Below are 21,449 nucleotides of genomic sequence, written 5' to 3' on the forward strand. Positions count from 1 at the left end.
AGCCTAGTCGTTGTCTGAGAGCCCGGCCCCGGCGCCCGCCAGGCGGCTGGCCTCGGTGGCGGGGGCATAGGTGCGGGACGCGTAGCGGTTCAGCACGCGCAGCGTGTCCTGGCTGATCTGCGCGCGGGTTTGCGTCGAGGGCGTGTCCTCAAGGAAGGGCCGCAGCAGCAGGTGCTGGGCCGCTTCGGCGGGCGGCTCTGGCGTGCTGCCATCGGCCAAGGCCGCGCCCAGGGCGATCTGTGGCGCGCCCTCTGGCAGGACCCCCGCCAGGGCCGCCGCACCGGCCAGGCCGCGCGCCTCCAGCCAGCGCACCGCCCAGCCCGCCTCCTCGGCCAGCCCCCAGGACAGCCCCGCCCCGCGGGCGGCCTTCGCCGCCAGGGCCTGCAGCTCGCCCAGGGACATGTCTACCATGACGGATAGACCCAATCGTCGCCGGTCTCGGCGATCTCATGCGGGAAGGGCGCGCCCTGGAACATGTTGATCCGCACCCAGCGGTCCGAGCGCGGGTCAAAATGCCCGGCGCCAAAGAACGACAGCTTGCAGCGCAGCAGGTCGATGGGCAGCATATCATGGGCGATGGTGTTGTCGCGCACCTCGCCATAGGGGCAGCGGTCGAGCAATTGCAGGCGGCGCACCATGTGGCGGTGCTCGGGGTGTTGCAGCAGGAATTCCGCGATGGGCGCCTCGGCGGGGAAGTTTGAGAGGATCTCGCCCAGCAGGGCCGCGTCCCGGGCCGGGGACAGAGGTTGCTCGTACTTGGCGATGGGCTCTTCGTGGCGTTCGCCCAGGCGCGGCTCCAGCTTTTCGGCCGAGACGTACCAAGCGCGGGCATCCGCCTGCGGCGCGTCCCAGTCGATGCCGTCAGCCCAGCCGTAGAACTCGCCCAAGAGCGATAGGATCGCACCGCATGTCGCGGCGCCGTCGATGCGGCGAAACTGCGCCTCGTCGGCGGACATGCAATCGGCCAGCCCGTCCACCAGGTCGGGATAGGCCTCCAACATCAGCGAGAGCAGCGCCTCTTGGCCCTCAAGGCTCAGCGCCGCCTCGGCCCACTGGTAAAGGTCGTCCCAGGGCCGGCGGGCGGCGAGGCTACGCCCCACGACCCTATCGAGATCTGGGCGCAAAGCGGCCAGTTTCTCGATCTGCAAAGGATGCGCGGAATTCCAATCGTCGGCGCTGCGGATCGCCCGGGCAAGGCGGTCTTGATAGACCGCGATTTCCTCTGCCGAGGCGGTCTCGACCGAGCGCACCCGCGCCAAGGCCTCTTCGCGCGCGGCCATCCAATTGTTGATCAGCGCCGGGTGGTGGATCAGGAAGGGCGCCATCCCAAGCCCGGTGGAGTTGCCGATGCCAAAGCGCCGCCGCAGGCTTGGCTCAAGGGGGACCGCGCTGGCAGAGCGCGCCCGCGCCATATGCTCTACCAGGTCCAGCACGAAGCAGCGGATCAGGTAGACCGTCAGCATCTCGGCCTGGAAGGGCGCGGCCATCTCGGGCCGGTCGGCGATAACCTCGCGATCGGCATTGCCGAACTTGCCAGAGCCGTAAACGGCGGTGGTGCGCATCAGATAGCCCACTTCGGCGACCTTCTGCGCCTCCGGCTGGTGGCCCGCCGCGAGGGCCTCGATCACATGGCCGAACAGGCGGACCGAGCGGTTCGCCCGGCTCAGCGTTAGCACGCGTTCGCTGGTGCGCCCGGCCTCTTGCAGCGGCACGTTGGCGCGCAGCTGCTCGACATCCGCGTCCGTGGGCGCGCCGTCGAACAGCGCGAATGTCGCGTCCCAGGCATCGGCGATCACCCGGTCAGAGCGTTTCTCATCCGGCAAGTCATGGCCGAAGGCGACGAGGGTATAGGATCGCGTGGGTGTCACGGCCCTATAAAGCGCCGTGCCCACGCCATGCGCGTCGATCTCAAAGCGCGGGCGCTCGATGCGCCAGCCCTCGGCCTTCATCCGGCGCAGCAGGATGCGCATGAAGGACAGCCGCGACTGATGCATGGAGCCCATGCGCGCCAGGCGCATCACCTGGGCGGGCGGGCGCAGGGGCACGTCGGCGGTGGAGGCGATCTCTCTCATTGCGGGCCGAAGCTTTCGGCGAAGAAGCGATACCAATTGCCGCCCATCACGCCCGCAACCTCGGCCTCCGCAAAGCCCACCGCGCGCAGCCCGGACTCGATGTTCCCAAAATCCCGGTTGTCCTGGAACCAGTCCGGCATCGGCGGGAAGCCCGCATTGCTGGCCGAGCCCTCGCCATAGTCGATCTCTTTCGTCCAGCGCCCCACGCGCATCCATTCCACCACGCTGTCGGGCTGGTCCTGGCAGAGGTCGGTGCCGACCCCGAGGCGCTCAACGCCCATCATCTCGGCGGTGTCCGCGATCATCCGGCAGAAGCTTTCCAGCGTGCAGTCGGTCTTGCCCCTCAAGTGGTGCGGGTAAAGCGAGAAGCCCAGCATGCCGCCCGTTTCGGCCAGCGCGCGCAGCACCGTGTCGGATTTGTTGCGCAGCGCCGGGTGCCAGAAACCCGGATTGGCATGGGTGATCGCAATGGGGCGGCTGGAATGCTCGATGGCCTCCAGCGTCGAGCGCTCGGCGGAGTGGCTCATATCCACCACCAGCCCCACCCGGTTCATCTCGGCCACCACCTGGCGGCCCATGCGGGTCAGCCCGGTGTCGTCCTCCTCGTAGCAGCCCGTCGCCAGCAGCGACTGGTTGTTATAGGTCAGCTGCATGAACCGCGCGCCCAGGTCGTGGCAGATCTCGACCAGGCCGATATCGTCCTCGATGGGCGAGGGGTTCTGGAAGCCAAAGAAGATCGCGGTGCGCCCCTCGGCCTTGGCGCGGTCGATGTCCGCGGCGGTGCGGGCCTTCATGATCAGCTCGGGGAAGCGCTCGAAATAGCGGTTCCAGCGTTCCACCTGCAGGACCATCTCGCGGAAGGTCTCGTGATAGGCGATGGTGACATGCACCGCGTCGACACCGCCGTCGCGCATCTGGCGAAAGATCTTCTCGGACCAGTTGGCGTATTGCAGGCAATCGATGCGGTATCCCATGCGCGCTCCTCCCGGCGCGGATAGGGGCACAGAAGGCGCTGGCAGGCAAACGATTTATGGGGGAATGTGCGGAGGATCTAGGGAGGTTGCCGCAGATGAGTGTTTTTGAGAACCCGCACCGGGGCCGGGGCCTGCCCGGCATGGAGGTCTACCCGTCCGTGGATGCCGCGGCGGTGGGGGCGCTGCTGGCGCGCTGCCCGCGCTTTGCCGAAACGCCGATGGTGCAGACCGATCTGATCCCGGGCGCGGAGCTGTGGGTGAAGGACGAGAGCGACCGCATGGGCCTGGGCTCGTTCAAGGCGCTGGGCGCGGCCTATGTGATCGCGCGGGACGCCGAGGCGGGCGCGGCGCGCGGGCGCACCTATGTCGCGGCCAGCGCGGGCAACCACGGGCTTTCGGTGGCGGCGGGGGCGGCGGCCTTCGGGGCTCAGGCCGCGATCCTTTTGTCAGAGACCGTGCCCGAAAGCTTCGCCGAGCGCCTGCGCGGCGCGGGCGCGGTCTATGAAGAGAGCATGGCCGCGGCGATGCGGATGGCCGACGAGAATAGCTGGGTGCTGCTCAGCGACAGCTCCTGGCCCGGCTACACCGAGATCCCCTATCGCGTCATGGAGGGCTACACCCAGATGGCCGCCGAATGCACTCGCCAGATAGAGGCGCCGACGCATATCTACCTGCAGGCGGGCGTCGGCGGGCTGGCCTGCGCGGTCGCCGCCTATGCCCGGCATGCCTGGGGCGATGGGCCAGAGATCACCGTGGTCGAGCCCGAGGCCGCGCCCGCATTGGTGGAGGCGATACGCGCCGGCGAGGTTGTTTTTGCCGACGGTCCGGTGAGCAATATGGGGCGGCTTGACTGCAAAGAGGCGTCCTTGGTGGCGCTCGCCGGTTTGGCGCGCGACGCGGACCGGTTCATGACCGTCAGCGACGGGCAGGCCGATGCGGCGGTAGCGATGCTCGCCAAGATCGGGCTTTCGTCCTCGCCCTCGGGTGCTGCGGGCCTGGCCGGGGCCTTGGCCGCGGACCTGCCCCAGGGCGCGCGGGCGCTGGTGATCAACTCCGAAGGCGCCGCGTGATCTTTCCCGCAGCGGAGTTTCAGGGACGGGTCGCGCGCCTTCAGGCGCGCATGGCCGATGCTGGTATCGACGCGCTGCTGCTGACGACCCCGCCGGATGTGTTCTATGTCACCGGTTTCCTGACGCGCTTCTGGGAGAGCCCCGCGCGGCCCTGGTTCGTGATCGTGCCCGCCAAGGGCGCCCCGGTCGCGGTCATCCCCTCGATCGGGGCGGGCCTGATGGGCAAGACCTGGCTCAGCGACATCCGCACCTGGGACGCGCCGGACCTGGTGGATGACGGGGTGTCTCTGCTGGCCTCGACGCTGGGCGATCTGGTGCCAGACACGGGCGCGGTTGGCCTGCACATGGGGCTTGAGACGCATCTGCGCATGCCCCTGGCGGATTACGAGCGCCTGCGCGCGGCGCTGGCCCCGCGCCACTTCGCGGACGCCACGGGTCTGGTGCAGCGCGTGCGCGAGGTGAAATCCGAGGCCGAAATCGACCGCATCCGCCAGACCTGCGCCATCGCCGGGCGCGCCTTTGATCGGGTGCCCGAGATCGCCGGCGCGGGGGCGCCGCTAGAGCGGGTCTTTCGGGACTTCCAGCGTCTGCTGCTGGAGGAGGGCGCCGAGTGGGTCAGCTATCTTGCGGGTGGCGCCGGGCCCGGCGGGTACGGCGATGTGATCTCGCCCGCCTCCGACCGCCCCCTGGCCCGGGGCGATGTGCTGATGCTGGACACCGGTGCGGTGCGGGAGGGCTATTTCTGCGACTTCGACCGGAACTGGGCGGTGGGCGGCGCAGATGACGCCAGCCGCCGCGCCTATGACAGGCTTTATGCGGCGACCGAGGCGGGGCTCGCCGCGGCGCGGCCCGGGATGACGGCGGGAGGTCTCTACCGCGCGATGGCCGCCGTGACGGGGGATGTCAGCGGAAGGATCGGGCATGGGCTGGGGCTGAGCTTGACCGAATGGCCCTCGCTGATCCCTTCTGATCGGACCGAGCTGCGCGCGGGCATGGTGCTGACGCTCGAGCCCTGGGTGGAGATCGCGCCGGGACGCATGATGGTCCATGAGGAGAACGTCGTGATCAGGGAAGGGGCCGCTGAGTTGCTGTCGCCAAGGGCCGCGGCGGAACTGCCGGTGATCTAACAGCATCGCACCGCGCGCCGCGGCGGCGTGCGGTGTATTTTCGGAAACTTAACCTTTTCTCAACCCGAATCGTGCCACCCTCCACGGGTGGTTGGCTCGGGGACTGTCCTTAGGTCAGGCCCCTACCACCACCCGAATATTATGAGGGGCGCCTGGGTTAAGATCGCGTGAATATTGCCCGAGGCCAAAGCGCGCAGCCCGCGACTACGGAGTGACACAGCGCCCTAGAGCGTTCCGCCTCTGACTTGGCGCATCAAGTTGAAGGCAAACGCGCGCTGCACCATAGGGTTCATCCGCGCTCCGCTTCGAAACTTGATCCGAGCGTCTTTGCGATGCGCTTTAGCTCTTGATGCGCCAGCCCGTCTTGAAGATCCGCCAGATCACCAGCAGGCAGCCCATCGTGAAGCCCAGGATCGCCAGCAGGCTCCAGCCCAGCGCCACGTCCGCCAGCCCGAAGAACGCCCAGCGGAAGCCGGAGATCAGGTAAACCACCGGGTTGAACAATGTGACCACCTGCCAGGCGTCGGGCAGCATCGACACTGAATAGAACGCCCCGCCTAGAAAGATCAGCGGCGTTACGATCAGCATGGGCACCAGGTTGAGCTGCTCAAAGTTCTTGGCCCAGATGCCGATGATGAACCCCATCAGCGAGAAGGAAACGCAGGTCAGCACCAGAAACAGCAGCATCACCAGCGGGTATTCTATCTGCATCGGCACGAAGAGGAAGGAGGTGCCCAAGATGATCATGCCGATCAGGAAGGCCTTGGTGGCGGCGGCGCCGACATAGCCCAGCACGATCTCCAGCACGTTGATCGGGGCCGAGAGCAGCTCGTAGATCGTGCCGATGAACTTGGGAAAGTAGATGCCCAAGGCGGCGTTGGTGATCGACTGGGTGATCACGCTCAGCATGATCAGGCCCGGCACGATGAAGGCGCCATAGCTGACGCCCTCGACCTCGCTGATGCGGCTGCCGATGGCGGTGCCGAAGACCACGAAGTAGAGCGACGTGGACAGCACCGGCGAGACGATGCTCTGCCAGATGGTGCGCCAGGTGCGGGCCATCTCGAACTTGTAGATCGCGGCGACGGCGTGCCAGTTCATGCGGGGCTCTCCTGGTGAACGAGGCTGACGAAGATGTCCTCTAGGCTCGACTGGCGGGTCTGCACGTCGCGCAGGACCAGCCCCGCGCCGGACAGATCAGACAGGAGCCGCGCGATGCCGGTGCGCTCGGCGGCGGTGTCATAGGCGTAGATCAGCGTGCATGCGCCGGTCTGGCGCAGGTTATAGCTGGCAAGGCTCTCTGGAACGGCCTCCAGCGGCGCCTGCAGCTCGATGGTCATCTCCTTGGAGCCCATGCGCCGCATCAGGGACGCGGTTTCCTCGACCAACAAGATCTCGCCGTTGTTGATAACCCCGATGCGATCCGCGATGGCCTCGGCCTCTTCAATGTAATGCGTGGTGAGGATGATGGTGACCCCGTCGGCTTGCAGCTGGCGGACCACGTCCCACATGTCCTTGCGCAGCTCCACGTCGACACCCGCGGTGGGCTCGTCCAGGAACAGCACGCGGGGCTCGTGGATCAGCGCCTTTGCGATCAGCACGCGGCGGCGCATCCCGCCCGAGAGCTCGCGGATCTGCGCGTCTTTCTTGTCCCACAATGACAGCTTGCGCAGCACATCCTCGACCTTGGCGTCGTCGCGCGACATGCCAAAGAGCCCGCGCGACAGGGCGACGGTGTTTTTGACGCGCTCGAAGGGCTCTAGGTTGATCTCCTGCGGCACCAGCCCGATCAGGCGGCGCGCCTCGCGGTAGTCCTCGATCACGTCATGCCCGCCTACGGTGACGGAGCCGCTGGTGATGTTGGCCAGACCACAGATGATCGAGATCAGCGTGGTCTTACCCGCGCCGTTCGGCCCTAAGAGGGCAAGGATCTCGCCTTCCGCGATCTCCAAGTTGGCGCCGCGCAGCGCCTCCATCCCGCCCTCATATGTCTTGCGCAGATCGCGCACCGAAATCATCGACACTCGTACGTCCCCTTTTGTCAGGCAGGATCGTAGCCCAAGCTCGCGCAGGGTGAAATGGGCAGAAACGCGAGACATGTCTCACTTCGCGCACCAACGCCGGAAAAGGGAACGCCCGGCCTTTGGGGGAAGGCCGGGCGCTTGAGGGCGGATCTCGCCAAATCGCGGATCCTTGGGGGGTTCGTGTGCCTAAGGGGGGCGTGGGTCTTTAGGGTTGGCCTGTTCTTAGCAGGACATTTAGCAGGACATCAGGACGTCGACCTCGAAGCCCTGCAATGTGGTGCGTGCGGTCTCGCCATAGGCCTCGGCGTCGATCGCAATCTCGGGGTGGAGCTTGTAGAGTTCCTCGCGCTTGGCGTCGTCCAGCGCCTCGACACCGGCGAAGGCCGGGTGGAAGCTCTCGGTCTCGACGCCGTTGGAATAGACGATCTCATGCTGGTCGAACATGAAGTGGTAGTAGGTGACCTCGGTCTGGCGGTGGTCGACGCGGATCGACTGGTCATTGACCAGCGCCATCGCCGGGGCAAGCACCTCGTCCTCGCCGAACAAAAGCTCGCAGCGCCAGTCGTCCAGAAGCAGGCAGTGCTGCTGGCTGACCACCAGATCGCGCGAGGGCTTGTCCGCGCCCAGCGCGCCGGCGGCGATGCGGACCGGGCGCAGCGCCGGGTCGGCGGCGAAATCGCTGGCGGCGAGCTGGCGGGATGCGACCCAGCGGACCGGCTGATAGCCGTTGTCCTTGGTGCGCACCATGTCACCGACCGCAAGCCGCTCCACAGGCTTTTGGCCGCCAAGGACGTCGATCAACGTGCCGGTGGCGTGGCTGTGGTTATCGAAAGCGGTGCTTGGGACGTAAGGCATATTGTCGGCTCGCTCTGCGGTATCGAATGACGCCGTTGTGCCGATAGAAGGTGGTCAAGCTTTGGCGAAAAGCGGCGGAAACCGGGCAAAGCAGAGATTTCTGGCCCCAAACCCCGCCCAATTCTCCGGCGCGTGGTCAATTAGGGCGAAAATCAGGCGGTTGTTGATGGAACGAGGCCGGGCGCGCCGGGCCGGTCCGGCAGCGGCTTTATCCGTGGCCGCGGGTCACAGCCCCGCATAGCGATTCGGCCTTGTGAGGTCCGGGTGATGATCGGCGGCCAAAGCCCAGGCGAGTTTCAGCTTGCGCCGCGAGAACTTGGCGCCCATGCGTTCGCGCGCGAGCTCGCGCGTCACCACCTCGCCGTTTTTGACCATCGTCAGGATGGTCTTGGCGGCGTTGACCACCTCGTCATCGCGCAGCGGCTGCGCGACCTGCTCTTCCAGGAAGGTCAGCGAGGAGTGAAAGCTGTTGGCGGGGATGCACACCGGCAGGCTGAGGAAGCCGCCATAGGTGAACTCCCGCTCCTCGCGGCTCATGGGCTTGCCGTCCTCGCCTGGCAGGTCAGAGGAGCCGACGCTGCCGATGCCCATATGCAGGTGTTCGTTGGACATCTCGCGCGGGTCGACCCAGGCCACGATGTCCTTGGAGGCCTCGATGAAGCTCGCGTTCGACGCGGTCACGCCGACCTTGATGGCGACCTCGCAGATGTCCCATATCGTCACGGTCAAATGCGGCTTCAGGCCCTTTGACAGATCCGCGATCTTGCCGTTGGCCTGAAGCGATTGAAGCCGTTTGAAGACCTCACCCGTCGCCTCGGACAGCGGAATATAGCCCTCCTCAAAAAACATCTTGCCTGCCTCATTTTTGGTTACACGCTGCCTACGGCCAAATCTCGGCGTGGATATGGCTAAGAATAGGTTAAAAAGCGGTTGACCCCTTGGGTCCGCTTGGGCCAACTTTGTCCATCACACGAGTATTCTGCTCGATGACGGGGCCGCCATGTTACCGGCGGCCGCATTACAACTGGGAGACAAGTATGACTCTGATGACCAAAATTCTCGGCGCCGGTGCCGCCGTAGCGATGTCGGCAATCGGTGCCCTCGCCGAACCCGGGCTGATCATCGACCTTGGCGGTAAGTTCGACAAGTCCTTCAACGAGAGCGCCTATAACGGCGCGCAGCGCTGGGCGGCCGAGACCGGCGGCACCTTCGTTGAGACCGAGCTGCAATCCGAGGCGCAGCGCGAGCAGAACATGCGCAAGATGGCCGAGCGCGGCGCCAACCCGATCGTGGTGATGGGCTTTGCCAACGCCTCGACCATCGACAAGGTCGCGCCGGACTACCCCGACACCAAGTTCGCGATCATCGACGTGAACTGGCTGGACCACCCCAACCTGCGCCAGATTGCGTTCAAAGAGCATGAGGGCAGCTATCTGGTGGGCATGATGGCGGCGATGGCCTCCAAGAGCGGCACCGTGAGCTTCGTGGGCGGCATGGATATCGGGCTGATCAACCGGTTCGCCTGCGGCTACGCCCAGGGCGCCAAGGCGGTGAACGCGGATATCAACGTGATCGTCAACATGACCGGCACCACCCCCGCGGCGTGGAACGACCCGGTGAAGGGCGGCGAGATCACCCGCGGCCAGATCAGCCAGGGCTCGGACGTGGTCTATGCCGCGGCGGGCGGCACCGGCGTGGGCGTGCTGCAGGCCGCCGCAGATGCCGACATCCTGTCGATCGGCGTGGACAGCAACCAGAACTACCTGCATTCGGGCAAGGTCCTGACCTCGATGCTCAAGCGCGTCGACAACGCGACCTATAACGTCTTCTCCGCAGGCGTAGAGGGCTTTGAGGCCGGCGTCGTGGACATGGACCTCGCGTCCGACGGCGTGGGCTATGCGCTGGACGAGCACAACGCCGAGCTGGTCAGCGACGAGATGAAGGCGGCCGTGGACGCCGCGCGCGCCGACATCATTGCGGGCAAAATCACGGTGCATAACTTCACCGACGACGACAGCTGCCCGTCGTTCTAAGCAACGCGTAGGATGGGGTTAAACCCCATCCTACCCTTCTCTCACCCATGCCGCGAGGGAGAGCTTAATGGTGAAATCCTTGAACGACTTCTTCACGGCCTGGACGATGACCGAGGAGCAGGGCCGCGACGCCCAGATCGCCTCGGCCACCGGCGACCGCATCTATTACTCCGATCCGCGCACTGAGGGCGTGATCACCGACCTGGACACGCTTTGCGGCTATGTCGCGCAGTTCCTGCCGATGTGCCCGCCCGGCGCCAAGGTGACCGTCGCGGACCCGGTGGACAGCAAGGACGGGCATGCCCGCGCCACCGTGCATTTCGTGATGAGCGAGGAGATGCAGCAGACCGGGCAGTACTTCGCCGAGCTCGACGGCTACGGCAAGATCACCCGGCTGGTGGGATTTGCGGGCAAGGGCGCCGAATGAGCACGGCCGCAATCGAGCTAAAGGGCATCTCCAAGGCCTTCGGGCCGGTGCAGGCCAACAAGGACATCGCGATCAAGGTGATGCCGGGCACGATCCACGGGATCATCGGCGAGAACGGCGCGGGCAAGTCCACGCTGATGTCCATCCTCTATGGCTTCTACCAGGCCGACTCGGGCGAGATCTGGATCGACGGCAAGCTGACCACCATCCGCGAGCCGCTGCAGGCCATCGGCGCGGGCATCGGCATGGTGTTCCAGCACTTCAAGCTGGTGCAGAACTTCACCGTGCTCGAGAACATCATCCTGGGCGCCGAGGACGGCGCCTTGCTGCGGCCCTCGCTGGCCAAGGCCCGCGGCGAGCTAAAGCGGCTGGCCGAGGAATACGAGCTGAACGTGGACCCCGATGCGCTGATCGAAGAGATCGGCGTGGGCATGCAGCAGCGCGTGGAGATCCTCAAGGCGCTCTACCGCCAGGCCGACATCCTGATCCTGGACGAGCCCACCGGCGTGCTGACCCCGCCCGAGGCGGACCACCTGTTCCGCATCCTCGAGGGGCTGAAGGCGCAGGGCAAGACCATCATCCTGATCACCCACAAGCTGCGCGAGATCATGGAGGTGACCGACGAGGTCTCGGTGATGCGCCGCGGCGAGATGGTGGCCACGGTGAACACCGCCGACACCAGCCCCGAGGAGCTGGCAGAGCTGATGGTGGGCCGCAAGGTACTGCTGCGGGTGGACAAAAAGCCCGCCGCGCCAAGCCGCACCGTGCTGAAGGTCGAGAACCTGAAGGTGCGGGACGAGGACGGGGTCGAGCGGCTCCGGGGCATCTCATTACATGTGCGCGCCGGCGAGATCCTGGGCATCGCGGGCGTGTCCGGCAACGGCCAGTCCGAGCTGCTGGAGGTGCTTGGCGGGATCAGCCCGGCCACCGGCATCATCCGGGTGAACGGCACGGATATCGACCTGACGGGACGCGAAAGCGATGGCCAGTCGCGCCGCAAACGCGGCATCGCGCATGTGCCGGAGGACCGCCACCACCTGGGCCTGATCCTGGAATTCTCCGCCTGGGAGAATATCATGTTCGGCTATCACCACGACGCGGATTACCAGAAGAACCGGCTGATCATGGACAACCGCAGCGCCCAAGAGATCGCCGCCGGAAAGATGGAGCGCTTTGACGTGCGCCCGCCGAACCCGATGCTGTCGGCCAAGAACTTCTCGGGCGGGAACCAGCAAAAGATCGTCCTGGCGCGCGAGATCGAGCGCAATCCAGAGCTGCTGGTGGTTGGCCAGCCGACGCGCGGCGTGGATATCGGCGCCATTGAGTTCATCCACCAGCAGATCATCGCCCTGCGCGACAAGGGCTGCGCGGTGCTGCTGGTCTCGGTCGAGCTGGACGAGATCCTGTCGCTCAGCGACCGCATCGCGGTGATGTTCGACGGCCAGATCATGGGCGAGCGCATGCCCGACCAGACCGACGAGCGCGAGCTGGGCCTGCTGATGGCCGGTGTCTCGAACGGGGAGGCCGCGTGATGGACAAGATGCCCCGCTGGGTCGACATCGCCCTGATCCCCTTCATCAACCTGATCCTGGCGCTGATCGTGTCGGGGCTTGTGGTGCTTTACATCGGCGAGAACCCGCTTGAGGCCATGGCCATCATGGTCAACGGCGCCGTGGGCTCGGCCTATGGCTGGGGCTACACGCTTTACTACGCCACGAACTTCATCTTCACGGGGCTGGCGGTCTCGGTGGCCTTCCAGGCGCGGCTGTTTAACATCGGCGGCGAGGGCCAGGCGATGGTCGGAGGGCTGGGCGTGGCGCTTGTGTGCCTTTTGATCCCGTTCCCGCATTGGTCGATGGCGCTTGTCGCGGCGATGATCGGCGGCGCGCTGTTTGGCGCGGCATGGGCGGCGATCCCGGCCTATCTGCAGGCCAAGCGCGGCAGCCATATCGTGATCACCACGATCATGTTCAACTATATCGCGGCCTCGCTGCTGGTCTATCTGACCGCCAACACCCTGCGCACCAGCCGGGGTATGTCGAACGAATCCGACCGCTTCGCGGACACTACGTTCCTGCCCAGCGCCTATGAGATGTTCTCGGGCCTTGGCATTCCGTTCTCGCGCTCCGCGCCGATGAACGTGACCTTCCTGATCGCCATTCTGTGCTGCGTGCTGGTCTACCTGCTGATCTGGCGCACCCGGCTTGGCTATGAGATCCGCTCCTTTGGTCAATCAGAATCCGCGGCGGTCTATGCCGGGATCAAACCGGTGCGGATTACCATGATCGTGATGCTCATTTCCGGCGGGCTTGCCGGTCTGATGGGCATCAACGCGGTCATGGGCGAGGCGGAGCGCCTGGTCGCTGACCCTGTGCAACAGGCGGGTTTCGTGGGCATCGCCGTGGCTCTGATGGGGCGCTCGCATCCCATAGGGGTCTTCGTCGCGGCGCTGCTGTTCGGGATGCTGGTACAGGGCGGCGGCGAGCTTGAATTTGAGATGCCGGAGGTCTCCAAGGAGCTGGTCCTGGTCATCCAGGCGCTGGTGATCATGTTCACCGGGGCGCTGGACAACATGATCCGAACGCCGGTCGCGCGCGCCTTTGCCAAGTTCAGCCGGGGGGATGCGTGATGGATATCCTCATCCAGCTCCTCGACTCGACGCTGCGCCTGTCGACCCCGCTTCTGTTTGCCTGCCTCGCGGGGCTGTTCTCCGAGCGCGCCGGGATCTTTGACATCGGCCTTGAGGGCAAGATGCTGATGGCGGCGTTTATGTCCGCCGCCGTGGCTGCCGTGACCGGGTCGGTCTGGCTGGGCCTTTTGGGCGGCATGGCCGCCTCGGTCGTCCTGTCGCTGATCCATGGCGTGGCGTCGATCACGTTTCGCGGCAACCAGCTGATCTCTGGCGTTGCGATCAACTTCCTCGCGGCGGGATTGACCGTTGTGGTGTCGAAGGACTGGTTCAAGCTGGGCGGCGACACGCCCGCATTGGGGGACGCGCGGTTCCCGGAGCTGGCCCTGCCCTTCAGCGAGGCGCTGGCCGACGTGCCCCTTATAGGGCGGTTTTACTCCGATGTTCTGTCCGGCCACGCCATCATTGTCTATCTCGGCCTCGCGACCGTGGCGCTCAGCTGGTGGGTCCTTTTTCGCACGCGCTTTGGGCTGCGGCTGCGGGCGGTGGGCGAGAACCCGGAATCGGTCGACACCTCTGGTGTCTCGGTGATCCGCATGCGCTTTACGGCGGTGGTCATCTGCGGCGTGCTCTGCGGCATCGCGGGCGCTTATCTGGCGACGGGCATGTCCGCCGGGTTCCGCCAGAACATGACGGCGGGGCGGGGCTTTATCGCGCTGGCCGCGCTGATCTTCGCCAAGTGGCGTCCCGGCATGGCGCTGCTGGCCTGCCTGCTCTTCGGCTTCTTGCAGGCGGTCTCGATCCGGTTCCAGACGATTGAGGTCGGCAACTTCCAGATCCCCAGCCAATTCGTCGAGGCGCTGCCCTACATCCTAACGGTGGTGATCCTGGCGGGATTCGTTGGCAAGGCGATCCCACCACGCGCGGGCGGCGAGCCTTATGTCAAAGAGCGCTGAGCTTGCGGCGCTGATCCAGGGCCGCGCGGGCGACGCGCCGGTCCGGATTGGCATGGTGCTTGGCTCTGGCCTTGGGCATCTGGCCGAGCAGGTCGACGGCACCGCGATCCCCTACGAGGACCTGCCGGGGTTCCCCCATGCGGGCGTCTCGGGGCACAACCCCAAGCTGGTGATCGGCGATCTGGAGGGCGTGCGGGTGGCGGTGTTCGGCGGGCGCGCGCATTACTACGAGAGCGGGCGTGGCGACGCGATGCGGCTGCCGCTGGAGGTGCTCAAGGCGCTGGGGGCCGAGCAGCTGATCCTGACCAACGCCGCGGGCAGCTTTCGCCCCGACATCCCGCCCGGCGATCTGATGCTGCTGAGCGATCACATCAACTTTTCCGGCCGCAACCCGCTGATCGGAGAGCCAACGGATGCGCGGTTCGTGCCGATGACCCAGGCCTATGACCCCGCGATGCGCGCCGCGCTGACGCAGGCGGCCCAGGCTGAGGGCATCGACCTGAAGGACGGGGTCTATGCCTGGTACTCGGGCCCCTCCTTCGAGACCCCCGCCGAGATCCGCGCGATCAAGATCCTGGGCGCCGACGCGGTGGGCATGTCCACCGTGCCAGAGGTGATCCTGGCGCGATTCCTGGGCCTGCGTGTGGCCGCGATATCCTCGATCACCAACATGGCCGCGGGGATGTCGGACGAGAACATCAGCCACGAACACACCAAGGCGATGGCCCCGCTGGGGGCGGCCAAGCTCGAAAAGATCCTGCGGCGGGCACTGCGACCAGGGCTTTAGGCCATCCTGGGCCGCACGCCCACGCTGGAGAAGTACAAGGTCGCGGTGGAGGGCATCGACCTCACCAAATTCGCGCCACCGATGGAAAAGCCAGGCATGACCCGCTCGGTGCATTTCTGAGCCGAACGCGTTGCAAGCGGGCCCGCTGCTGTGCGGGCCTTTTTTGTATGACCCTCCCGCGAATTTCTGCGCGGGTGTTAAATTTGGGCTTTTCGCCTATGCGGACAAGGACGAAGCGGGAGTCCGACTTTCAATATGAATGGCTGGTTTATGGAGGCTTGTTTACCCTGCGCGTTTGAACATCTGCAATAACCCACCGGCATTGTAATTCGGGCTTAGTTTCTCCCGAAGTTCCGAAATTTTGGGGGCGTTTCGAACAGGCGCAGACATGACGATGGTTGGCGGCTGCAACAGCAACTTGGTCCCTGCATCCGTAACGTCTTTCGCCGTTAATGCCATGTAACCTTGGTGGCGCTCCTCAGGGTCCGAAATCCTACCAATGTCGCTTACGTCTGTGATCATGTCCTCTACGCGCGCCTCCAATGCGTCCAAGGACATTGTTACGTTGATATGATGCCGCCGCAGCGCTTTGCGCATTTCATCCTCACTAAGGTTGGCTGCGCTGTCCCTAACGACCTCGGAGGCCAGATCACAAATCTCTCTAAATTTCGCCGAGGGGCCGTGCAAATATATGCGTAGAGCATCCCTGCGGACGTAAGTCTCTACCTCGGTTGAGACGTGATAGACCAATCCGCGTTTCTCGCGCAGTTCTTGCATTAGGCGCGATTGTCCATGACCACCTAAAATATCCGAGAAAATGTAAGCAGCACGCTTTTCATCATCGCTCAGATCGGTGAAATCGTATCCTATCCAAAGGTTGGACTCTTCTGAGCTTGTCGCCAGCTGCATGTCACCACCGTGGTAATCCAAGGCGGGCCACACGCTTTCAGTGCCCGTCGGCATTCCCGAAAAGGCCTCTCGGACCAACGCAACAATATCGTCATGTGCGATGTTCCCGCAGACGGCGACAGTGGTGTTTCGGCCAGTGTAATAGGCCCTGTGAAACGCAACGAGGTCGGCGCGTGTCAGCGCATTAACCGTGTCCTCATACCCGATGACCGGCTGCGACATGTGTTGTTCCGGATAAGCGGCCTCAAAGAAGGACTCATTCATAGTGCAACCGAAGCATCCACGGCAGTTCTCGTCGTCAACGATCTGCTTTTCCAGATCGATATCGTCTTCCAACAGGGTCGGATTCATCACCATATCAGCAAGCAACGAGACGGTATCCGGTAGGTTTTCAAGTATCACGGTGCCAGTATAAGCTGTCCTGTCTTGAAAGGTCTGCCCGTTGATATGGCCGCCCAAATGCTCAATTGTTGCTCTTAGTTTGGGGCCCGGCAGAGAAGTGGTTCCTCGAAACAAAACATGTTCCAACAAATGGGCTAAGCCCGCCTTGTCTGCGGGTTCATGGATCCCGCCTGCCATGACGTTGACGCCAATCGCAATGCGGTGTGCGTGAAGCGCTTGTTCAGAGATCACGGTGATTCCGTTTTCAAGAATTGTCGAATGTCGAGTATTTTTCATCGCTGCTCAGCTCCATCGGTTGATTTACCAAGGTGTTCCGCTCTCTTTGGGCGAATCTAAGGCGTTGGAATTTTGATTGTGTGGCAGTATCTTTGTGTAAATTGAACGTGTTGCAGGCATTTGTCATTCCCGCAGCATTGGCCCCTACTGGGCTCGTGCCAGACATTCGCCGCCCCTTGACGAATGTGCATAATTGGGCCGTAGAACGCAAAAGGCGCCGCCATCGGGGGGGCAGCGCCATTGTATTCCAGGCCACTTGGCCCGGCTTATCCGCCGAAATCGTCCAGCATGATGTCCTCGCGGTCCACGAAGCCGTTTGCCAAGAGGCGAGCAATCTGGACGCGGAGATCCAAGCCTTCGCCGAGTTCAGCCCTCTCAAGGCCTGGGCGATGCGGCTGGTGCAGCGCAAGGGGTTGAAGAAGGCAATGGCGGCCACCTCCCGGAAACTTGCCGTGATCCTGAAGCGCCAGTGGCGGGACGGCACCGAGTTCGGCTGGACCACGGAGTCGCTGCCCGCATGATCTGAAACACCGCGATCCGCAAGGTCGCGCAGGCAGGTCCCACCGGGACGGAGGCCGGCTGACCTCGCGGCGGACCATAGGCATGCATCCCGTCACCGACGCCATTGTGGGGCGGTCAGGCCGACCCCGGAGAGAACCGAGAGCCCGATGAGACCATATTCCGCCCTTGAATCCGAGAACGCGGATAGAGAGTTTTTATTAAACGCCGCGGGATACACAGCCCCGCCACTCAGCCCAGCTCGAGAGACGCCACCGCGAAACAGGCGGATGCGCCGCGTGGGGGATGGCCGCGATACATTCGGGCGGTCTCAAACCCTGCGCTCATGCCAAAGGCCTTGCAGAGCGCCACAAGGTCCCGCGAGGCGGCTGGCACGTCGATCACGACATCGCCCGGCCAAAGGGAGGCCGCGTGTTGGATCAACGTTTCCGCGTCTTGGGCAGTATTGCACCAAAGCGGGCCGATCTTTGCGCCCTCGCGGCACCGCCGAGTGGTGCAAAAGCCCTGGATCTCGGCGTTCCTTCGCAGAACGAGTGTCTTGCGGTGGGTGGTCTCGGTGAACCACTCGGTCAGGTACCGTGGCTTTTGCTGACCGGATGCCGTGGCCTCTTGTTGGATCAGCTCCGGCAGATCGGGCGAACCCGCCAGTCCGATCGCCGCGCTTTCCGTGGCAGGAACGTGACCGCTAAAGCGCGTCGTGCCGCCGGCCATAACGAAACCTGACGCGGCGTAGTTCTGCTGCTGCGCGGGCACGCCGTCGAGCCCGACCGTGCGCTCGCCCGCATGCGCGAGGGCGTGCTGCCACAGGGCAAAGCCTATGCCGCGCCCGCGATGGCTGGGGCGCACCATGTAGAGCCCCAAAAACGCGAAACCCGGATTGTGGTTGACCACGGAAATCGCGGCAACCGGCGCGCCCCCATCTGTTGCCAGAAAGAAGCCGCCTGGATCGGCCGCGAAAAAGGCACCGGCGTCGTCGAGCCCAGGGTTCCAGCCCTCTTCGGCGGCCCAATCCAACACGGTCTGTAGCTCTGTCAGCGTTGCGTTGCGGTAGTTCAACATCGCCCTAGCGCCTCCCGAAGCGAAACGGTCTCTTCTGGTATTTCCCGCAGATCCAGCTGCGAGACCAGATCCACCAGGTGCCCCTTCATCAGCTCTTCGGCTTGGTCGGGATTATTGCGGCGGAACGCATCAAGCAAAGCGTGATGCGCGTGGCTCTCGCAGAGGGCCGTGCGGCGGCGCCAGTATAGCGCGATCACCAGGGACGAGCGCGACACAAGCTGGCGGATGAAGCTTTCGATCGTGGCCTGGTCGGCAATGCGCGCGATCTCAACATGGAACAGACCGGAGAGTTTCAACGCGCGCCCCGCTTCGCCGGCGTCCAGGGCGGCATGTTCCTCGTGGATATGCGCCTCTAGGGCCGCGGCATGCGCGGCGGTTGTGCGCTCGGCGGCGGCGCGGGCGGTCTGGGGTTCGAGCAAGGCGCGGGCCTCGAAGACCTCGCGGGCCTCTTTGACGGAGGGTTTGGTCACAAAGGCGCCGCGGTTGCGCTCGATGGTGACCAGGCCGGAATGCGCCATCGTTTGCAGGGCCTTGCGCACGACAGTGCGCCCGGCGCCGTAGATCTCGCCGACCTCGTCCTCGCTGAGCTTCATGCCGGGGAGCACGCGGTGCTCGTGCACAGCCTCTGTCAGCTGCACCACAATCGAGTCCGCCGCTTCACCGACCGTGCCGTCAATCACGTGCTTTCTCCTTTAGGCCCGCTTTGCCAGAGCTTTCGGGTTTGGGCAAGATCTTCGCCAAGGCGGCCCCAGATCGTATACAATCTTCGCCCATTTCTTGGACAAACCCGCCGCACGGCGCTCGGCAATCCGGCAGGACCCGGATTAAACGCGCCGCCCGGCACGAAATGAGTCCCGCCCACCCCCTTTGCCTCGCCAAGCTCCAATCAGAAATTTGGACTGCCTGGGAGACCCAATTGCGAAGCGAGCTGGACCTGGAACTGGTCGGCCTGACCAAGCGCTACGGCGACGTAACAGCGGTGGACGCGATCAGCTACCTTTTCAAGGCGGGCACCTATGCCTGTTTGCTGGGGCCATCGGGCTGCGGGAAATCGTCGACCCTGCGCATGATTGCGGGGCATGAAAGCGTGAGCGACGGCGCGGTCCGCCTAAGCCGCCGCGACATCTCGGCCCTGCCGCCGGCGGCGCGGGGCACCGCGATGATGTTCCAGAACTACGCGCTGTTCCCGCATCTGAGCGTCGCCGACAACGTGGCGTTCAGCCTGCGCATGAAGGGCGTCGGCGCGCCCACCCGCAAGGCGCGCGCCGCCGAGATGCTGGCCCTGGTGGACATGGCCGAGTTCGGCGACCGCGTGCCCGCGCAGCTCTCGGGCGGGCAGCAGCAGCGCGTCGCCCTCGCCCGCGCGCTGATCACCGAACCGCAGGTGCTGCTGCTGGACGAGCCGCTCTCGGCGCTGGACCCGTTCCTGCGCATCCGCATGCGCGCCGAGCTAAAGCGGCTGCAGCGCGAGCTGGGCATCACCTTCATCCACGTCACCCACAGCCAGGACGAGGCGCTTGCCCTGGCCGACGAGATCGTGGTGATGAACAACGCGGTGATCGAGCAGGCCGGGCCGACCCGCGCGGTGTTCGAGGCGCCCAAGACGGCCTTTGTGGCGCGGTTTTTGGGCTCGCATAACGTCATCGCCCTGCCAGAGGGCAAGATCGCCGTGCGCGCCGACGCGCTGCAGCTGAACCCGCCCGAGGGCGCCAAGCTGCAGGGCAAGATCACCAATATCGAATACCAGGGCACCCATGTCTCGCTGACCGCCGCAATCGCGGGTGATCAAGAGGTCACGGCGATCCTATCGGACAGAGATTTCTTCGGGGCTCCGAAGGATTTGGGCGAGGCGGTGGGCCTCGATTGGGACAAGCAGGCGGCCCATGCCCTAACCGCCTGACAAGACAAGCTTTATCACAGGGAGAAAGCTCATGACGACGATACCCAAGATACGCTATTCGCGGCCGATTTCGCGTAGGTCCATGCTGAAGGCGGGTGGCGCGGCGGTGGCGGCCGCCGCGCTTCCGGCTCCAATGGTATGGGGACAGGCCATCAAGGATGTGACACTGCGCCAATTTGGCACCGGGGTTTCCAACCTCAATGAAGTGGCCAACAAGGTCAAGGAGGATCTGGGCTTTACGCTAGAGATGACCGCACTCGACAGCGACAGCGTCACCCAGCGCGCGGCCACCCAGCCCGACAGCTTTGACATCGCCGATATCGAGTACTGGATCTGCAAGAAGGTCTGGCCCACGGGCAACCTGCAGGCGATGGACACCTCTAAGATCGAGAATTACGACAAGATCGTCGGCACCTTCCGCTCTGGCAAGCTGACGCCCGAGAGCGTGATCGCCCAGGGCACCGCGCCGCATACGGTCGGCTTCACCAGCGGCCCCAACGGCAAGGACTTCGTTGCCGAGGAAAGCGGCTGGATGACGCTGATCCCCACGATCTACAACGCCGACACGCTGGGCATCCGCCCCGACCTGATCGGCCGCCCGATCAGCAACTGGTCCGAGCTGCTGAACCCCGAGTTCAAGGGCAAGGCATCGATCCTGGACATCTCGTCGATCGGCATCATGGACATGGCCATGGTCGTCGAGTCGATGGGCGAGTACAAATACCCCGACAAGGGCAACATGACCAAGGAAGAGATCGACCTGACCCTTGGCATCTTCACCGAAGCCAAGAAGAACGGCCAGTTCCGCGCCTTCTGGAAGAGCTTTGACGAGAGCGTGAACCTGATGGCCTCGGGCGAGGTGGTGATCCAGTCCATGTGGTCACCGGCGATCACCGCGGTGCGCAGCCAGGGCATTCCTTGCGTCTACCAGCCGCTGGAAGAGGGCTATCGCTCCTGGGGCGGCGGCATCGGGCTTTCCGCGTCTTTGAGCGGCATCGAGCTGGACGCGGCCTATGAGTATATCAACTGGTACCTCAGCGGCTGGGTCGGCGGATTCTTGATGCGCCAAGGCTATTACTCGGCCGTGCCGGAGACCTCAAAGAACTTCATGACCGCAGACGAATGGGGATTCTGGTTCGAGGGCAAGGCCGCCGAGGGCGACATCACCAACCCGTTCGGCGACGTGATGGAGAAGGCCGGCGCGGTGCGCGACGGCGGCAGCTTCTACGACCGGATGGGCGCCGTGGCCTGCTGGAACGCCGTGATGGACGAGAACCAGTACATGGTGCGCAAGTGGAACGAGTTCATCGCCGCCTAGAGCGATGCCGCAAACTTGGTTTCGCCGCCTGACGGCGTCGACCAACTGGGGGGCATTCTGCCCCCCAGACCCCCCTGAGGATATTTTCGAACCGAAGAAGGAACGGACGTGC

The 21,449-nt window shown here is 64.5% G+C and carries 21 protein-coding genes; 11 read left to right on the plus strand and 10 right to left on the minus strand.

Features of this window, described 5'->3' with window-relative positions; translation table 11 throughout:
* Positions 1-3: 3 nt before the first annotated feature.
* From AIOL_RS04960 to AIOL_RS04970, 3 genes are read right to left on the minus strand one after another with little or no spacing between them, the layout of a single operon-like run.
* Entirely contained in the window at positions 4-411 is a 408-nt protein-coding gene (locus AIOL_RS04960; protein ID WP_152912358.1) for a DUF3726 domain-containing protein, read from the minus strand.
* Positions 405-2,072 (minus strand): hypothetical protein, encoded by a 1,668-nt coding sequence (locus AIOL_RS04965; RefSeq protein WP_049641852.1) that lies wholly within the window; start codon positions 2,070-2,072, stop codon positions 405-407. The genes AIOL_RS04960 and AIOL_RS04965 overlap by 7 nt, the downstream gene beginning before the upstream one ends.
* Positions 2,069-3,046: a membrane dipeptidase gene (locus tag AIOL_RS04970; RefSeq protein WP_049641853.1), complete on the minus strand. Its 978-nt coding sequence runs from the start codon at positions 3,044-3,046 to the stop codon at positions 2,069-2,071. Before AIOL_RS04970 ends, AIOL_RS04965 begins: the two co-directional genes overlap by 4 nt.
* A gap of 95 nt (positions 3,047-3,141) precedes the next feature.
* On the opposite strand from AIOL_RS04970, the gene AIOL_RS04975 reads away from it, so the two are divergent.
* Together AIOL_RS04975 and AIOL_RS04980 are read left to right on the plus strand one after the other, a co-directional pair.
* Positions 3,142-4,116, plus strand: coding sequence for a pyridoxal-phosphate dependent enzyme (locus tag AIOL_RS04975; protein ID WP_049641854.1), 975 nt, complete (start codon positions 3,142-3,144; stop codon positions 4,114-4,116).
* Positions 4,113-5,243, plus strand: coding sequence for a M24 family metallopeptidase (locus AIOL_RS04980; protein ID WP_049641855.1), 1,131 nt, complete (start codon positions 4,113-4,115; stop codon positions 5,241-5,243). The genes AIOL_RS04975 and AIOL_RS04980 overlap by 4 nt, the downstream gene beginning before the upstream one ends.
* Before the next feature lie 339 nt (positions 5,244-5,582).
* On the opposite strand, the gene AIOL_RS04985 is transcribed toward AIOL_RS04980, so the two are convergent.
* From AIOL_RS04985 to AIOL_RS05000, 4 genes are all read right to left on the minus strand, one after another.
* Positions 5,583-6,344, minus strand: a complete 762-nt coding sequence (locus AIOL_RS04985) for an ABC transporter permease (RefSeq protein WP_049641856.1) — start codon at positions 6,342-6,344, stop codon at positions 5,583-5,585.
* Positions 6,341-7,261 (minus strand): ABC transporter ATP-binding protein, encoded by a 921-nt coding sequence (locus AIOL_RS04990; RefSeq protein ID WP_049641857.1) that lies wholly within the window; start codon positions 7,259-7,261, stop codon positions 6,341-6,343. The genes AIOL_RS04985 and AIOL_RS04990 overlap by 4 nt, the downstream gene beginning before the upstream one ends.
* A 240-nt stretch (positions 7,262-7,501) precedes the next feature.
* Positions 7,502-8,122, minus strand: a complete 621-nt coding sequence (locus tag AIOL_RS04995) for a Hint domain-containing protein (RefSeq protein WP_049641858.1) — start codon at positions 8,120-8,122, stop codon at positions 7,502-7,504.
* 225 nt (positions 8,123-8,347) lie between these two features.
* Positions 8,348-8,971, minus strand: coding sequence for a hypothetical protein (locus AIOL_RS05000; RefSeq protein WP_049641859.1), 624 nt, complete (start codon positions 8,969-8,971; stop codon positions 8,348-8,350).
* Between the two features lie 188 nt (positions 8,972-9,159).
* Here AIOL_RS05000 and AIOL_RS05005 point away from each other — a divergent pair, with 188 nt between their 5' ends.
* The 6 genes from AIOL_RS05005 to AIOL_RS05030 all read left to right on the plus strand — a co-directional run bounded on the left by AIOL_RS05005 (position 9,160) and on the right by AIOL_RS05030 (position 14,954).
* Complete coding sequence (locus tag AIOL_RS05005) at positions 9,160-10,155, plus strand: BMP family lipoprotein (protein ID WP_049641860.1); 996 nt, start codon at positions 9,160-9,162, stop codon at positions 10,153-10,155.
* 67 nt (positions 10,156-10,222) lie between these two features.
* On the plus strand, positions 10,223-10,582 hold the full coding sequence (locus AIOL_RS05010) for a hypothetical protein (RefSeq protein ID WP_049641861.1): 360 nt from the start codon (positions 10,223-10,225) through the stop codon (positions 10,580-10,582).
* The gene (locus AIOL_RS05015; protein WP_049641862.1) at positions 10,579-12,114 is read left to right on the plus strand and encodes an ABC transporter ATP-binding protein; all 1,536 of its coding nucleotides are present in this window, start codon (positions 10,579-10,581) and stop codon (positions 12,112-12,114) included. Before AIOL_RS05010 ends, AIOL_RS05015 begins: the two co-directional genes overlap by 4 nt.
* Positions 12,114-13,211 (plus strand): ABC transporter permease, encoded by a 1,098-nt coding sequence (locus tag AIOL_RS05020; RefSeq protein WP_049641863.1) that lies wholly within the window; start codon positions 12,114-12,116, stop codon positions 13,209-13,211. The genes AIOL_RS05015 and AIOL_RS05020 overlap by 1 nt, the downstream gene beginning before the upstream one ends.
* Positions 13,211-14,167: an ABC transporter permease gene (locus AIOL_RS05025; protein WP_049641864.1), complete on the plus strand. Its 957-nt coding sequence runs from the start codon at positions 13,211-13,213 to the stop codon at positions 14,165-14,167. Before AIOL_RS05020 ends, AIOL_RS05025 begins: the two co-directional genes overlap by 1 nt.
* Positions 14,151-14,954: a purine-nucleoside phosphorylase gene (locus AIOL_RS05030; RefSeq protein ID WP_049641865.1), complete on the plus strand. Its 804-nt coding sequence runs from the start codon at positions 14,151-14,153 to the stop codon at positions 14,952-14,954. The genes AIOL_RS05025 and AIOL_RS05030 overlap by 17 nt, the downstream gene beginning before the upstream one ends.
* A gap of 282 nt (positions 14,955-15,236) precedes the next feature.
* On the opposite strand, the gene AIOL_RS05035 is transcribed toward AIOL_RS05030, so the two are convergent.
* The gene (locus AIOL_RS05035) at positions 15,237-16,541 is read right to left on the minus strand and encodes a M16 family metallopeptidase (RefSeq protein ID WP_082152417.1); all 1,305 of its coding nucleotides are present in this window, start codon (positions 16,539-16,541) and stop codon (positions 15,237-15,239) included.
* Between the two features lie 155 nt (positions 16,542-16,696).
* On the opposite strand from AIOL_RS05035, the gene AIOL_RS05040 reads away from it, so the two are divergent.
* Complete coding sequence (locus AIOL_RS05040) at positions 16,697-17,062, plus strand: hypothetical protein (protein ID WP_152912359.1); 366 nt, start codon at positions 16,697-16,699, stop codon at positions 17,060-17,062.
* Positions 17,063-17,291: 229 nt separating this feature from the next.
* Here the strand turns inward: AIOL_RS05040 and AIOL_RS05045 are convergent, their stop codons facing one another.
* Together AIOL_RS05045 and AIOL_RS05050 are read right to left on the minus strand one after the other, a co-directional pair.
* Positions 17,292-18,119 (minus strand): GNAT family N-acetyltransferase, encoded by an 828-nt coding sequence (locus AIOL_RS05045; protein WP_049641868.1) that lies wholly within the window; start codon positions 18,117-18,119, stop codon positions 17,292-17,294.
* A complete protein-coding gene (locus tag AIOL_RS05050; protein WP_049641869.1) occupies positions 18,113-18,799 on the minus strand; it encodes a GntR family transcriptional regulator in 687 nt (228 codons plus the stop codon). Before AIOL_RS05050 ends, AIOL_RS05045 begins: the two co-directional genes overlap by 7 nt.
* Before the next feature lie 236 nt (positions 18,800-19,035).
* Here AIOL_RS05050 and AIOL_RS05055 point away from each other — a divergent pair, with 236 nt between their 5' ends.
* Together AIOL_RS05055 and AIOL_RS05060 are read left to right on the plus strand one after the other, a co-directional pair.
* Positions 19,036-20,019 carry an ABC transporter ATP-binding protein gene (locus AIOL_RS05055; protein WP_049641870.1) on the plus strand — a complete coding sequence of 328 codons (984 nt, stop codon included), beginning with the start codon at positions 19,036-19,038 and terminating at the stop codon, positions 20,017-20,019.
* 31 nt (positions 20,020-20,050) lie between these two features.
* Positions 20,051-21,337: an ABC transporter substrate-binding protein gene (locus AIOL_RS05060; protein ID WP_049641871.1), complete on the plus strand. Its 1,287-nt coding sequence runs from the start codon at positions 20,051-20,053 to the stop codon at positions 21,335-21,337.
* Positions 21,338-21,449: the final 112 nt, after the last annotated feature.

Origin of the sequence: Candidatus Rhodobacter oscarellae, from assembly GCF_001078595.1 — a bacterium.
Classification (GTDB): domain Bacteria; phylum Pseudomonadota; class Alphaproteobacteria; order Rhodobacterales; family Rhodobacteraceae; genus Rhodobacter_B; species Rhodobacter_B oscarellae.

Excerpts from the sequence above, each read along its gene's own strand:
- AIOL_RS04960 (WP_152912358.1), bottom strand. The coding sequence starts at position 411 with ATGGTAGACATGTCCCTGGGCGAGCTGCAGGCCCTGGCGGCGAAGGCC.
- AIOL_RS04965 (WP_049641852.1), bottom strand. The coding sequence starts at position 2,072 with ATGAGAGAGATCGCCTCCACCGCCGACGTGCCCCTGCGCCCGCCCGCC.
- AIOL_RS04970 (WP_049641853.1), bottom strand. The coding sequence starts at position 3,046 with ATGGGATACCGCATCGATTGCCTGCAATACGCCAACTGGTCCGAGAAG.
- AIOL_RS04975 (WP_049641854.1), top strand. The coding sequence starts at position 3,142 with ATGAGTGTTTTTGAGAACCCGCACCGGGGCCGGGGCCTGCCCGGCATG.
- AIOL_RS04985 (WP_049641856.1), bottom strand. The coding sequence starts at position 6,344 with ATGAACTGGCACGCCGTCGCCGCGATCTACAAGTTCGAGATGGCCCGC.
- AIOL_RS04990 (WP_049641857.1), bottom strand. The coding sequence starts at position 7,261 with ATGATTTCGGTGCGCGATCTGCGCAAGACATATGAGGGCGGGATGGAG.
- AIOL_RS04995 (WP_049641858.1), bottom strand. The coding sequence starts at position 8,122 with ATGCCTTACGTCCCAAGCACCGCTTTCGATAACCACAGCCACGCCACC.
- AIOL_RS05000 (WP_049641859.1), bottom strand. The coding sequence starts at position 8,971 with ATGTTTTTTGAGGAGGGCTATATTCCGCTGTCCGAGGCGACGGGTGAG.
- AIOL_RS05005 (WP_049641860.1), top strand. The coding sequence starts at position 9,160 with ATGACTCTGATGACCAAAATTCTCGGCGCCGGTGCCGCCGTAGCGATG.
- AIOL_RS05010 (WP_049641861.1), top strand. The coding sequence starts at position 10,223 with ATGGTGAAATCCTTGAACGACTTCTTCACGGCCTGGACGATGACCGAG.
- AIOL_RS05015 (WP_049641862.1), top strand. The coding sequence starts at position 10,579 with ATGAGCACGGCCGCAATCGAGCTAAAGGGCATCTCCAAGGCCTTCGGG.
- AIOL_RS05020 (WP_049641863.1), top strand. The coding sequence starts at position 12,114 with ATGGACAAGATGCCCCGCTGGGTCGACATCGCCCTGATCCCCTTCATC.
- AIOL_RS05025 (WP_049641864.1), top strand. The coding sequence starts at position 13,211 with ATGGATATCCTCATCCAGCTCCTCGACTCGACGCTGCGCCTGTCGACC.
- AIOL_RS05030 (WP_049641865.1), top strand. The coding sequence starts at position 14,151 with ATGTCAAAGAGCGCTGAGCTTGCGGCGCTGATCCAGGGCCGCGCGGGC.
- AIOL_RS05035 (WP_082152417.1), bottom strand. The coding sequence starts at position 16,541 with ATGAAAAATACTCGACATTCGACAATTCTTGAAAACGGAATCACCGTG.
- AIOL_RS05045 (WP_049641868.1), bottom strand. The coding sequence starts at position 18,119 with ATGTTGAACTACCGCAACGCAACGCTGACAGAGCTACAGACCGTGTTG.
- AIOL_RS05060 (WP_049641871.1), top strand. The coding sequence starts at position 20,051 with ATGACGACGATACCCAAGATACGCTATTCGCGGCCGATTTCGCGTAGG.